Origin of the sequence: Larkinella humicola (assembly GCF_008727875.1) — a bacterium.
Classification (GTDB): Bacteria; Bacteroidota; Bacteroidia; order Cytophagales; family Spirosomataceae; genus Larkinella; species Larkinella humicola.
The window spans coordinates 267736-281271 of record NZ_VTWS01000001.1 but is presented as its reverse complement, the minus strand read 5'-3'; the positions used below and the strand labels follow the sequence as shown (position 1 = coordinate 281271).

9 protein-coding genes are annotated in these 13536 nt (G+C 52.9%); 3 read left to right on the top strand and 6 right to left on the bottom strand.

Annotated features, from left to right (window positions below):
- Positions 1–57 precede the first annotated feature (57 nt).
- The 4 genes from F0P93_RS01305 to F0P93_RS01290 all read right to left on the bottom strand — a co-directional run bounded on the left by F0P93_RS01305 (position 58) and on the right by F0P93_RS01290 (position 4392).
- The gene (locus tag F0P93_RS01305; RefSeq protein WP_150874575.1) at positions 58–684 is read right to left on the bottom strand and encodes a gluconate 2-dehydrogenase subunit 3 family protein; all 627 of its coding nucleotides are present in this window, start codon (positions 682–684) and stop codon (positions 58–60) included.
- 111 nt (positions 685–795) lie between these two features.
- Complete coding sequence (locus tag F0P93_RS01300; RefSeq protein ID WP_150874574.1) at positions 796–2538, bottom strand: GMC oxidoreductase; 1743 nt, start codon at positions 2536–2538, stop codon at positions 796–798.
- A gap of 143 nt (positions 2539–2681) precedes the next feature.
- Positions 2682–3926, bottom strand: a complete 1245-nt coding sequence (locus F0P93_RS01295) for an RNA polymerase sigma factor (RefSeq protein WP_225309325.1) — start codon at positions 3924–3926, stop codon at positions 2682–2684.
- Between the two features lie 112 nt (positions 3927–4038).
- The gene (locus tag F0P93_RS01290; RefSeq protein ID WP_150874573.1) at positions 4039–4392 is read right to left on the bottom strand and encodes a YciI family protein; all 354 of its coding nucleotides are present in this window, start codon (positions 4390–4392) and stop codon (positions 4039–4041) included.
- 111 nt (positions 4393–4503) lie between these two features.
- Between F0P93_RS01290 and F0P93_RS01285 the strand changes: the two genes are divergently transcribed.
- The 3 genes from F0P93_RS01285 (at position 4504) to F0P93_RS01275 (ending at position 10255) form a co-directional block, all read left to right on the top strand.
- Entirely contained in the window at positions 4504–5460 is a 957-nt protein-coding gene (locus F0P93_RS01285) for an L-threonylcarbamoyladenylate synthase (RefSeq protein WP_150874572.1), read from the top strand.
- A gap of 134 nt (positions 5461–5594) precedes the next feature.
- Positions 5595–8240: a vWA domain-containing protein gene (locus F0P93_RS01280; protein WP_150874571.1), complete on the top strand. Its 2646-nt coding sequence runs from the start codon at positions 5595–5597 to the stop codon at positions 8238–8240.
- Between the two features lie 38 nt (positions 8241–8278).
- Entirely contained in the window at positions 8279–10255 is a 1977-nt protein-coding gene (locus tag F0P93_RS01275) for a C1 family peptidase (protein ID WP_150874570.1), read from the top strand.
- A gap of 148 nt (positions 10256–10403) precedes the next feature.
- Here F0P93_RS01275 and F0P93_RS01270 read toward each other — a convergent pair whose 3' ends face one another.
- Entirely contained in the window at positions 10404–12272 is a 1869-nt protein-coding gene (locus F0P93_RS01270) for a MutS-related protein (RefSeq protein WP_150874569.1), read from the bottom strand.
- Positions 12273–12277: 5 nt separating this feature from the next.
- Positions 12278–13288 (bottom strand): NAD(P)-dependent alcohol dehydrogenase, encoded by a 1011-nt coding sequence (locus F0P93_RS01265; protein WP_225309324.1) that lies wholly within the window; start codon positions 13286–13288, stop codon positions 12278–12280.
- Between the last annotated feature and the right edge of the window lie 248 nt (positions 13289–13536).

Below are 13536 nucleotides of genomic sequence, written 5' to 3'. Positions count from 1 at the left end.
GTTAAAACGTTAAGCGTCAAACCAATTTGTAATTTTTAACTCTTAACTTTTGACTCTTTATTCGTCGTAGCTTAAATTATACTGCTTCAACACATCGGCCGGAACACCTTCCCACTGGTTGGGGGTGTTGCCGACGTAGCCGAGGTCTTTGATGCCCATCTGGCTGGTGAAAAAACCGGTGGCGACAAACCCGCGCATCATGTTGAAAAAAGCGACACCCTGCGACATCTCCGGCTTGGCTTTGCCCGGGTAGGCGATCTCGTCCACGATTTCGATTTGCTGTGCTTTGAGACAATCAGCAAACTTCTTGCCAAACCGCTTCGTACAGACGTTGTCGAGCCAGCGAAGCCCACCGCGCATCGGCGTCTGCCACTGCGGCTGGTCTTTCATCATAAACTCGATAAACGCCGGGGTTCCGGCCTGTGACGCACTGCCGGACTTGGCATCGGCCGGAATGATGATGTCTCCCAACACGGTGACGGTTTTCAGTTCGTGGGGCGTAAAAAACTTGTCGGCATTCAGTTTGGCATCACGCTCCGCTTCAAATTTCTGACGACCGCCGGGAATTTTCGCCGGTTTGACATCGGGGGGCATGATGGATTCGGCAGCGGAAATCTGCGGATTCAAACCGGCAAATCCCAGGCTGCTGAGGGTTATGGCTTTGAGAGAATCTCTACGTTTCATATTTATGCGGGTTTACGGTTTACGGTTTTCAGTTTACGGTTGGCTGACGCATTCATTTCGTGTGTGCGTCAGCCAACCGTAAACTGAAAACCGTAAACCGAATACCATAAATTAGATATTCTTTTGTTTGACCTGATCGATGATGTAGTCGGAAGTCCGCCAGGAGTTGGCCAGGATCGTCCACGTCACGTTTTTGTCGCCCTGCGACGGGAAAGCGGCCGCATCGACCACGAACAGATTCTTGACGTCGTGCGCCTGCGAATACTTGTTCAGCACCGAGTTTTTCGGGTCGTTCCCCATCCGTGCCGTGCCGATTTCGTGGATAATTTTACCGGGAGCCTCCAGACCGTAGTTGGTTTCCGGACCCGGTTTTTTCCCCAGCGCAATACCGCCCATCGCATGGATGATTTCCTCGAAGGTATCCTGCATGTGTTTGGCCTGCTTGATTTCCGCTTCGCCCCATTTGTAGTTGAAACGCAGCGTCGGAATCCCATACTTATCGACCGTGTTCGGGTCAATTTCGCAGTAGTTGCTTTCCAGCGGGACGGGTTCGCCCCGACCGGCCATCCCGATGTTGGCTCCGTAGAACCGGCGGAAATCGTCTTTCAGATCCGCACCGTAGCCACCGGCCGCTTTCGGCTTGCCATCGCGACCCGGCACAATGCTGTTCCGGCCTTCCATGCCAAAGCCAAAACCATACATCGGCATGCCCATACCGCCACCGTATTCGATGTGGTAGCCGCGTGGGAAATCGAGTTTTTTGTTGTCGAGCCACCAGGGTGAATAGACGTGCGCACCGCCAACGCCATCTTCGTTGTACCGCTTACGGTCCATCAGAGCCGGAATAAAGGCCCCGCGTGAAGCACCCGTCGAATCGTTGAGGTATTTTCCAACCACACCGCTCGAATTGGCGAGTCCGTTCTGGAACCGGGCCGACTTGGAGTTGAGCAGCAAACGCGCCGTTTCGCAGGTACTGGCCGCCAGGACCACCACTTTGCCCATCACCGACTGTTCGGTCATGGTTGGCACATCGACGTAGGACACGCCGGTAGCGAGACCGGTTTTCGGATCGGTGATCACCTCACGGGCCATCGCGCCATTGATCAGCGTAACCCGACCGGTTTTCACCGCCGGAATACACAACACCGACGACGACGAGAAGTCGGCATAAGCCTGACAGGCCCGGCCACACTGGGCGCAGTAGAAACAGCCGCCCCGGTCATGAATGGGTTTGGTCAGAATCGAAAGCCGTGAGGGAATAACCGGCACACCGATGCTCTTCCCGGCTTTCTTGATCATCAATTCGTGCAGACGCGGTTTGGGGGGTGGCAAAAACCGGCCATCGGGCGCATCCCGAAGTCCTTCTTTTGAGCCAAACACTCCAATCAGGTCGTCTACTTTGTCATAATAGGGCGCGTAGTCTTCGTAGCTCAGTGGCCAGTCTTCACCAATTCCCGTCAAGCTTTTCCGTTTGAAATCGTCGGGACCCATCCGCAGGGAAATCCGGCCCCAGTGGTTGGTCCGACCACCCAGCATCCGGGAACGGAACCAGTGAAATTCGGTGCCTTTGACGGCCGAATACGGTTCACCTTCAATTTCCCAACCGCCCCAGGCCGCATCGAAATCACCAAACGCACGCGTTGTTCCGGCACCACGACGGGGCGACTCATACGCCCATTTTAACTGGTTAATATACTTAGGATCAGCCGGGTCGAAATACCCGCCGGCTTCGAGCAAACAAACCGTGGCACCCGCTTTGGAAAGCTGATAAGCCGCCATTCCGCCCCCGGCTCCCGAGCCAACAATGACAACGTCGTAAACTTTCGCTGCCTTTTTTATTTGTGGAACATCCATTGAATTTTGGTTTAGTGAGTAGGTCACTGAAGTGATTACGTGAATACGCTGCTAAAAGTAATACCGAATGGGCTAAATATCCATTTTTTTAACAGAAAAGCAACTATCCACTTCCATCATTACTGCTAAAACCGTTTGGGAGACTACAGCAACGGAGCGATTTTTTTGCGGAGCAACTGCTTTTCGGCGCCGGACAAGGTGAGGTGCAGGGCTCGTTGGTAATGCTGGCGGGCGCGGTCGGTCTGGTGGAGTTGAGCATACAGGTCACCCAGAATCGCATGGTAATACTGATTCGTCTCCAGTTCCTTGATTTGTAAAACCGCCAGCAGGGCCTCCATGGGGCCGTCTACTTCGGCAAGCGCCACTGCCCGGTTCAGCGCCACAACGGGGCCGGGTTTCCGGTCGAGCAGCAAATCGTAGTAACGGAGGATGGACGGCCAGTCCGTTTGTTCGTAGGTGGGTGCCAGACAATGCTGCAGGGCAATGGCGGCTTCGAGGTGGTAGTCAGTGAGTTCGTGGCCTGCCGCCGAAGTCGTCAGTTGGCGTTTTCCCTGCGCAATCAGCTCCCGGTTCCATTGCGTCCGGTCCTGATCCTTCAGGAGAATGATGGCGCCCGTTGCATCCGTCCGGGCCTCGAAGCGGGCTACCTGGAAACACATCAACGCCAGCAAAGCGTGGGCTGGGGGTGTGGTCGTCTGGGGTGTTTGGGTGAGCAGCAGCGTCAGGCGCATGGCTTCTTCACACAAATCCTGACGAATGAGCGTATCGGGATGCGACGAGGTGTACCCTTCATTAAACAACAAATAAATGCTTTTCAAAACCGCATTCACGCGGATGGGCAACTGCGGCCCGGTCGGCACTTCCAGGCGGATTTCGTTGGCACGAATCTTTTCTTTGGCCCGGTATATCCGCTTGGTGATGTTTTCTTCGCTGGTCAGAAAAGCGTTGGCAATTTCGCGGATGCTCAACCCGCAGAGAATTTTCAGACACATCGCCACCTGCGACTCGAACGGCAGCGACGGGTGACAGCAGGCAAACAGCATCCGCAACTGGCTGTCGTTGATCTCGTCTTCGAAAAAAAACCGCTCCATCATTTCTTCTTCCTGCCGTTCACTGGCCCAGTCTCCGCTGATTTGCCGGAACAATTTCTCGCGACGAACCACGTCCAGTGCCTTGTTTTTTGCCACCCGGTAGAGCCAGGCCGAGGGGTTTTCGGGAATGCCCTGAAACGGCCAGCTTCGCAGGGCCTGCACCATCGCATCCTGCACAATATCCTCCGCCAGCTCAATCCGGTCGAACCCCAGCATAGCCGCCAATACCGAAACCATCCGGCCTGCTTCATGCCGGAAAAGGTGCGCGACGAGTTGGGAAGAATCGGAAGAAGACACGGATTTTTAAAGGAATTTCAAATGTAAAATGATGAACGTCAAATGTAAAAGTGAATGGCGTATCCGGCTACTTTTACATTTGGCGTTCATCATTTTACATTTGAAATTTCATTTATTCAAATTTCTGAATCTGCCGCACTTCCACTTTTCCGCCGGTTTCGAAGTGGGGGCAGCCTTGCGCCAGTTCGATGGCTTCGTCGAAGGTATCGGCGGTTAAAAGCATGTAGCCGCCGACGATTTCCTTGCCTTCCGTGAACGGGCCGTCGGTGACCACTTTGCCACCGTCGGTCAGCACTTTGCCGGCGGGCAACAATGCTTCGGTTCCGATCATCTTCCCCTGAGCGGCAATTCCGCCAATCCAGGTGTTCCATTTCTCGATTTCGGCCTGAAAGTCTTCGGGTGACAAGTCCTGAAAGGCGGTTTCATCCATTTGTTGTCCGTGGAAGATCAGCATAAATTTTTCCATTTGTGTACTGCGGTTTAACGTGATTATTTGATTTTTGACGCTAAGACGAACGAAGGAATGGAAACCGGACAGGAAATTCAAAATTTTTTTTCAAAATCGTACCTTTGCGGCATGGCACAAATTGGAACAGATGTTCAGAAGGCAAAAGACTTCCTGGAAGCGGGGAAGGTGATCGGACTGCCCACTGAAACCGTGTATGGACTGGCGGGCAACGCCCTGAATCCGGATGCCGTTCTGGACATCTTCAAGGTCAAAAACCGCCCTTCGTTCGATCCGCTCATCGTTCATACCGATTCGATCGATAAGGTCGAGTCGTTCGTGACGCGGATTCCGGAACCGGCGCGTCGGCTCGCGGAGCGGTTCTGGCCCGGCCCGCTGACGATTTTATTGCCCAAAAGACCGATCATTCCCGATCTCGTCACCTCGGGTCTGGAAAACGTGGCGATCCGGATTCCGAACCATCCAATGGCGCTCAAACTGCTGGCTTTGCTCGATTTTCCCCTGGCGGCTCCGAGTGCCAACCCCTTCGGCTACATCAGCCCCACCACCGCCCGGCACGTGGCCGATCAGTTGGGCGACCAGATTCCGTATGTGCTGGATGGCGGCTCCTCCACAGTCGGCATCGAATCGACCATCATCGGGTTTGTGGAAGGCGGCCCGATTGTGTACCGGCTGGGCGGCATGACGCTGGAAAAACTGGAAGCCATTGTCGGGAAGGTGTCGGTCCGCAGCCATTCGACCTCCAACCCGAAGGCACCGGGGATGTTGAGCAGCCATTATGCGCCCCGCAAACCGCTTTTTCTCAAAACCCCGGAGCAGGCGCTGGCGACCCACAAACCCGAGCGCATCGGGGTGCTGGCCTTCGATGCCATGACGCGGCTGATTCCGTTGGAGAACCAGCAGATTCTGTCGGTTACGGGCGACGTTTCCGAAGCCGCCAAAAACCTGTTCGCAGCCCTGCGCGCACTTGATCAGTCGAACGTCGATGTTATTATAGCCGAACTGCTCCCCGAAACCGGGCTAGGCCGGGCCGTCAACGACCGCTTGCGCCGGGCTGCGTTCAAGTGAGAAGCGATGTTTGGGGTTTTTCGTAAACGGTAATCGTAACCTCGATCAAAGGTTAGAACTTGCAGACCAATTGATTAGCGTCACTAACAGGACGCTTCAACAGACTTTGCCAGCTGCTACCATCCCACCCCACCATGAATACGTCTCTTTTTCTAGCCCTCCTGACCCTTGGCGCCTACAGTGCGTACAATACTGAAGAAAAACCGCCCCAACAGGCCCTCAATCAATACGTTGCCTTTCTGAATCAATCGGTCGATGTCGTCTTTGACCGAATCCAGGTGCTGCAATCGTATTATGCGGCCACGAAGCAGTTTCGCACCCGGTCAGGCACGCTGATCCGGCTGCCATCGTCGGGACCGCTGGAAGAATACTACTACCGAAAAGCCCTCGAAACGACCAACAATGGCCTCAGTGCGCAGGAAAGCCAGCAACTCAACGAGGAAGCGGAAGCCCTCTGGCAATTGCTCGAAGCGTTCGACCAGTCGGGCAAAGCACTGGAAACCTACGTCCGGCTGAACGATTACCAGCGCGACGGTCTGAAAAAATCGGATGCGTTACTGGCCGACCTTCAGAAACAGGCCGGGCAGATCAGCCGCAAACGGGACGCTTTTTTTCGCCAGATTCAACGGATTTACCGCGTTTATCAACCCTATGACGCCAGCGATCCGTACCTGAAACTGGAGCGGGAAATGGTTCAGATCCTGATTCGCGAAAAACAAACACTGGCGTCCTGGCCGTTTTCCCTCAACGAAGAAGCCCCTTCGGGCTGGCCAGCGGATAGCCTCCGCGACAGCATGCTGCACGACGCCGAGGTGTTGGCCGGTTTTGGCAAAAACGAGTCGGCCATCGCCTACCCGGCTTCCAGCATGATCGGTTCGTTCAAGAGTGCCTTGCAATCCATTCTGGGCCTGAAACTGGACGCTATCAATGCCTATACCTTTGAAGCCAAAAAGTCGGCGCAACACGGCAACCGCGTGTATCTGAGCCTGATCAATCACTACAACAACGATCTGTTGTCGAATTACCAGTCGTTTGTCAAGTACAGTGTTTCGGTTAAACACCTGCTGGATTATCCCAAATTCTGCCCGGTTTTTGTACTGGAATCTGCGGGAATGGCAGCGCAGAAAACCGCCCGCACCGAACCGTTCCGGGATTTGCCGCGGGTTCCGTTCAAAACCAAACCGTCGGCGGCTCCGGCTTCCGATGCCACTTTCCACGCCCTGAATGCCTACATCGACTTCATCAACGAGTCGCTGCGACAGATGAATCACCTCCAGGTTCAGGTGCGCAACTACCAGTCGTCGGCCGAATACCACCGTTATCCCGATCCAAACCGGCGACGGGGTCAGTTGACGTATTCGCACACGGAATACAAACTACCGCTGGCCGATTACCAGCTTCTTCTGAACGGCAGCAAACCCATTCCGGCGGAGTATCGGACTGCGATTAATGCACAGACGGAGGTGCTGATGAACATGTTAAAGGAAATGGACGGGCTTAGCATTGAGCTAATTGCCTACACGCAGGAAAAACAGTATGAACAGGACGGCCTGAAACTTTCCGACGCCATTCTGGACCGCTACGCCGTTTTGTTCGACCTTTTCGATCAAAAAAAAGAGCAGTTGTATGCCGACGTTCGGCGGATTCACGAGAGTTACAAACCGGCGAATCCGGCCAGTTCGTGGCTCCTCGCCGGCAACGCGCTGCTCAAAGCCATCGACGACAACAAGACGGTTTTGTTTGGCATTCGGTCGTATTACGGGGACGAAACCCCGCAGATTCCCGCGACGGAAAAGCTGGAGGAAAACCGCCGGGCGCTGATCACCGATGAATACAAAAACCTGAAAGGATTGACCCGCTACGGTCGCAGCAACGGACTCTGTCCCTATTCGCCCTATGAGGACCTGGCCGAAAACACCGGGCGTTTTGCCGAAAAAGCCCGAACGGTCAAACCGGCTTCACCGACGGGTTCGCATCCCTACGAGTCGTTCTATTACTTTTACAACAACGAACTGGTCTATCAGTATAACAAGTTCAGCGAACTGGCCAAAACCGGCGTTCTGAAAACGATTATGGAACCCAACCTGTTTGCGTTCCGGCGACCGGTGACAGCCAGGCGAGTCGAGCCGGTTGCTGAAAAAGGGGAACCGGCGGCACCCGTTCCGACCCTTCCGGCACCGGTGTCCCTCCCGACACCCGCACCCGCGCCCACTGAAGCGGCTCCTACACTGGACGGTTTTGCGACCAACAACATGGTGCTGTTGCTGGATGTTTCGGCCTCGATGGAGTCGCCGTACAAGATGCCGTTGCTGAAAAAATCCATCAAATCACTGCTGCCGTTGCTGCGGCCCGAAGACCAGGTTTCGATTGTGGTGTATTCTGGAAAAGCCAAAGTGGTGTTGCCACCCACCTCCGGGTCGAAAACCGCCGACATTGCCCACGCCATCGACCAGCTCCGGTCGACCGGCGAAACCGACGGCAACGACGGCATCAAAACCGCCTACAAACTGGCCGAAAAGCACTTCATTCCCTGGGGAAATAACCGGATCATTCTGGCTACCGATGGCGAATTCCCGATCAGCGAATCAGTCTATGAACTAGTCGGTCAATCAGCCCGTAAAGAGATCAATCTTACAGTGTTAACCTTTAGTCGAAATGTGGTTAATTCAGCCAACCTGAAAAGGTTAGCCACCTTAGGGCAAGGCAGTTATGAGCATGTTACTGAATCAAAAGCTCAGTTACAATTAATCCTGGAAGCCCAGGCCCGAAAAGCCCCCTGAATCCCCATTAACTCTTAACTCCTAACTCTTAACTCCTCATGTCTGCCCCAACCAACGCCGTCGAACGCACGTACAACGCGCGGCCCGACACCCTGGATTTTCGCGACAAAATCTATGTTCCCAATCTGTATGAAGTGCCGATCAAGATCACGCTCAACGACTACCAGGCCTGGGAGGTTCCCATTCTCGACCAGGGTCAGGAAGGCGCCTGTACGGGGTTTGGGCTGGCTACGGTTGCCAATTATCTGCTGCGCCGTCGGAAGGTCGTTGCCGATCCCAATCCGGTCAGTGCCCGGATGCTCTACGAAATGGCCCGGCGCTACGACGAGTGGCCCGGTGAGGAATACAGCGGATCGAGTGCGCGGGGCGCCATGAAAGGCTGGCACAAACACGGGATTTGCGCCGACGAACACTGGCCTTACCAGACAGCGGCCCAAAACGAGCGGTTGACGGAACAAAGAACCTCCGATGCCCTGAACCGCCCACTGGGAGCTTACTACCGAGTGAATCACAAAGACCTGGTGTCGATGCACACGGCAATGGCCGAAGTCGGCATTCTGTATGCGACGGCCACCGTTCACGAGGGCTGGGAGAAAGTCGGTCCGGACGGCTTGATTTCGTTTCCGGAGAAAATCCTGGGTGGTCACGCCTTTGCGATTGTCGCCTACGATCAAAACGGTTTTTGGATTCAGAATTCGTGGGGACCGGATTGGGGAAAGGGCGGTTTTGCCCAGATTTCGTACGACGACTGGCTCACCCACGGCACCGATGTCTGGGTTGCGCGTTTGGGTGCGCCCGTGATGTTGTACAAACCCCAATCCATCGCCATTAGCAATTCGGCCTCTTCCGGCAAATCGAATGCCTACGCCTTCGCCGACCTGCGTCCGCACATCATCAGCATTGGCAACGACGGCAAACTGAACGAAGGCGGCAGCTTCGGAACCTCTGCCGATGAAGTGAGAACGATTTTTCAGGACGATTTTCTTCGGGTAACGCAGAACTGGAAAAAGAAACGGTTACTTCTATACGCACATGGCGGTTTGGTCGGAGAAGAATCTGCCGTGCAGCGTCTGGCCGACTACCGGGCCGCGCTGATGGATGCTGAAGTATATCCGGTTTCGTTCATCTGGCACACCGATTTCTGGACAACGACCACCAACATTTTGCAGGATGCCCTCAAACGCCGTCGGCCCGAAGGCTTTTTGGACGCCAGCAAAGATTTCATGCTGGATCGGCTCGACGACGCCCTGGAACCGGTGGCGCGGATGCTGATGGGAAAAATGCAGTGGGACGAAATGAAGGAAAACGCCTTTCTGGCCACGACGAAGTCGAACGGCGGTGCGCGAATTGCTCTCCAGGAAATTGCCAAACTAGCGAATCAGACAGATCTGGAAATTCATATTGTCGGACACAGTGCCGGTAGTATTTTTCACGCCCGGTTTATTCAGGCACTTACAAACGAATTTGGGTTAAAGATCGAATCCTGCACCCTCTGGGCACCGGCCTGCACAATCAACCTGTTCAAGGAAGCCTACGTACCCGCTCTGAAAGCCAAAAAAATTAACCGCTTTGCGCTCTATACGCTGACCGACCAGGCCGAACAGGACGACCACTGCGCCCGGATCTATAACAAATCGCTGCTGTATCTGGTCTCGAACGCGTTCGAAACCCAGGGGCGAATCCCGTTTTTCCGCGAAGGAGAACCCATCCTCGGCATGGCAAAATTCATCACGAAAGTGTTGGACAAAACCGACAAAAAATACTTTGATCAGAGCCTATCCGATCTCTTTAAAGCCAAAAATGTCGACTGGGTTCAGTCCCCCAACAACGAATCGAAAGACGCGAAGAAGCGGTCGACCTCGCTTCATCACGGCGATTTCGACGATGACCGGCCTACGGTGGAATCCACCCTGGCCCGGATGCTTGACAGCGCTAAACCGGAGGTAAAAACGGAACTGGTTTTCACCCGTTCGGCCTCATCCAACCGGGAGAAACGGGAGCAGTTGATGCACTGATCGATCTGCTTTTGTTGAACACGGATACTAGAAATTCTAAATGTAAAATGTTGAATTCTAAATGTAAAAGTACACTGCTGTTGGCCACTTTTTCATTTAGAATTCAACATTTTACATTTAGAATTCTTCTTAATCTAAAAATCTTCAATTAAGTACCCTTCATTTTATCAAACGAAGAAAGAATTTTAATCCCACTTCGTTTCATTAGTTCGCTCGCGTTAAAGTCGGTGCAAAGGCCCGGGGTCAACTGGTAGTTAAAATTAATTTCACTCCCTTTTATTTCGCTGTTAAAACTGTAATTAGCCACTGCCATGTGATTTCCGACGACGTTAGCCAATTCCAGATCGTGGGTAGAAATCAGGCCAAACGCGTTGAGTTCGTTGAGTTGTTTGATCAGCGAAACACCCCCTTTATACCGATCCTGTGAATTCGTCCCTTTGAACATTTCATCAAGCAGAAAGAAAATAGCCTGTCCGCTTTCAATCAGTTTCAGCAGTTGCTCGATTCGTTTCAGTTCAGCATAAAAGGAAGAAACGCCTTCTTCCAGGTTATCCTGCGTGCGCATACTCGTGAACAAGCGCAGGACGGACACCCGCGCGGTCGTCGCACAGCAAGGCGCACCCATCAGAGCCAGCACCAGATTGACTCCCACGGTTCGGAGAAACGTACTTTTACCGGCCATGTTAGAACCGGTTATCATGGCAATTTCACCCCGCCCCTGCATCGCAAAGGCGTTGCAAACCCTTCGTGCCGGGCTGATCAACGGATGGCCAAGGTGTTCAAAATGGATGCAGTAAGGTTCCTCCACAATTTCGGGGAACGAGAAGCCGGGATTGGCATGAGCAAAACCGGCCAAACTACAGAAAACCTCGAATTCACTCACCGCAGCCGCCCATGAACGCAGATACGCCCGGTTTTTGAGTTTCCATTTTTCCGTCAGCAGAATTCCATATACATCCAGCAGCCAGAGCTGATTGAAAATGGAGTAAAACAAATTGCGGCCAACGGTATTTTGGGTGCCACGTAGTTGAAACACCGTCAGTGTTTTTTTTAAGCGGTTGATTTCCAGAACGGCGGAATAATGGTCCCGGCGAAACACAGCTTTTATCTGCTGGAGCGGCTTTGTCCCAAACGGTTCAGTTTCAATCTTCGAGATAAGGGCTTCGTAGCTGCCCAGGATTTTATGGTTTTGCTGAAGGCTTTCAATGATCTCTTCAGCAATCGGCTTAACGCGTTTTAGAATCCGGGAATTCAGGAACACCAGTAAAATCAGTGCCAGACTATAGCCTACTGAAAATGGCTGACTAAAATAGTTTACCTGAACCAGATGAACCAAAAAAGCAACAGCCGCCGAGGTCGATACAACCGCCAGCAGAAGGCTGACGAAGAGGTATTTCGATTGGTTGGGCAGAAGTTGAACCGGCTTTTCGACCCAGGCCAGCAGACTGGCGAAATCACTTTTTGCGTTGAGGAAAGGCATTCCTGTAGCCTGAAAATCCTGCCTCCAGTCGAGTTTTGGCGTCAATTCTTTTATGGCCTGTTGTCGTTCTAAAATAACCACTTTTGTAGCCGGTACAGTCAGCCATTCGGCCAACCGAACCTGACCCGACTCGGTGGTGGTTCGATTCAGCAATTGAAAAACGGAGTGCGGACCGAAAAGATCAACATCGGTTGCATACGCATGATCGCGACTGAGAAACGATTGACCCGTTGGAAAACCGGCCAGTGTATTCTCCTGTCTCAACACTTCCTGCTCATTGATTGCCTTTAAAAAAGTTGTATGCTGCAATTGAAATACCGTCTGATTATAGCGATGAATGAGCTGTCCGAAACCCACCATACAGAGAAGAAGAACAAGCAAAATCAGCAGCCCCAAACCGGCATTAGCCAGTACTAAAATCAAGACCATTGAACCGATAAAAGCCGCTAATCGCCAAGTCGAAAGCTTCTTTAAAGACTCGTTTACCTGTGCAATTTTTGTGGTATTTTCTTCAATTTTAGCTTGATACTGCTTCATTCGCCCTAAATCTCGTGTTTTACCCGAATCACCACATTGCCAACTTTCTGGCCGGTTTCTACATACCGATACGCATCGACTATCTGCTCCAATGGATAATGTCGGTCGATCACCGGTTTATATTGACCGGTTTCGACCCGTTTTTTCAGATAAAGCACGTCGGCCTGGCTGATGGTTGGAATCGGGAACAACACTTTTTTACTACCTACAAAGGGAGTTATCAGGGCAAGGAAAGGATTTTGGGACATAGATCCCAGTTCGGTCGATAGGTAAATGCCTCCGGTTTTGAGCAGCGGTTTGCACTTTCCGAACGAACTTTTGCCGACTGCATCAAACACCACGTCAAACGTTTGACTGATTTTAGTAAAGTCCTCTTTCGTGTAATCAATGACCACATCGGCTCCCAGGGATTTCACGAGCGCAACGTTTTTTGTGTCACAAACCGCCGTAACGGATGCCCCCAGCACTTTGACCAATTGGACCGCGGCCGAGCCAATGGCACCCGTTGCGCCATTGATCAGAACGGCTTGCCCCTTCCGGATTTTGGCGGCCCGAATATCGCAAAGTGCGTAATGGCCGCCTTCGGTGATCGGGGCAGCCTCTTCGTAGGTCATCGCTGGCGGCATGGGCGCAACGGCATCATTCTCCGCCATCACCATGTATTGGGCATGGGCTCCAAACTGGCTGTCGTTGTACCCGAAAACCCGGTCGCCCGGTTTGAATGCCGTGACGGCCCTGCCAACTTCGGTGACCTCCCCGGCAAATTCATTCCCCAAGATGGGCTGTTTGGGGCGGAACAACCCGCTGAAGAACCGAACAATGAAGTATTCTGCACTCCGAAACCCGCAATCGGTGCGGTTTACGGTGGTCGCATGAACTTTGATCAGGATTTCATTGGCCTTCGGGACGGGTCTGGCAACTTCTTTGATTTGAACAATTTCGGGAGGGCCGTAGGCCGTATAAACGCTGGCCCGCATCGTGGTTTTGTCCGTTACAGTCAGTTTTGCAGGATTCATTTCGGATCAGTAGTGCGCTAAGTATCAGTTGTTACCTGTCACGAATGAACTAAATTTCCCACTCTCCCATCCCGCCAATTGTACGGTCGGTCGTTCAACGTTACGGTCGGCATCAGGCGGTATTGTGACGATCGGCGGAGCTTTTTCCCTTTTCGCCCGTCAATCGCCAAAAGGGTATGGCTGATCCATTTTGAACCGCTTTTGCACACAGCCCCCTAAAGGGGGAGCCTGGAGCGCGGAAAAACTCC

Bases quoted from the DNA above. Each gene is read 5' to 3' on its own strand.
- F0P93_RS01300 (WP_150874574.1), bottom strand. From the start codon at position 2,538: ATGGATGTTCCACAAATAAAAAAGGCAGCGAAAGTTTACGACGTTGTC.
- F0P93_RS01270 (WP_150874569.1), bottom strand. From the start codon at position 12,272: ATGAAGCAGTATCAAGCTAAAATTGAAGAAAATACCACAAAAATTGCA.
- F0P93_RS01285 (WP_150874572.1), top strand. From the start codon at position 4,504: ATGGCACAAATTGGAACAGATGTTCAGAAGGCAAAAGACTTCCTGGAA.
- F0P93_RS01290 (WP_150874573.1), bottom strand. From the start codon at position 4,392: ATGGAAAAATTTATGCTGATCTTCCACGGACAACAAATGGATGAAACC.
- F0P93_RS01265 (WP_225309324.1), bottom strand. From the start codon at position 13,288: ATGAATCCTGCAAAACTGACTGTAACGGACAAAACCACGATGCGGGCC.
- F0P93_RS01280 (WP_150874571.1), top strand. From the start codon at position 5,595: ATGAATACGTCTCTTTTTCTAGCCCTCCTGACCCTTGGCGCCTACAGT.
- F0P93_RS01305 (WP_150874575.1), bottom strand. From the start codon at position 684: ATGAAACGTAGAGATTCTCTCAAAGCCATAACCCTCAGCAGCCTGGGA.
- F0P93_RS01275 (WP_150874570.1), top strand. From the start codon at position 8,279: ATGTCTGCCCCAACCAACGCCGTCGAACGCACGTACAACGCGCGGCCC.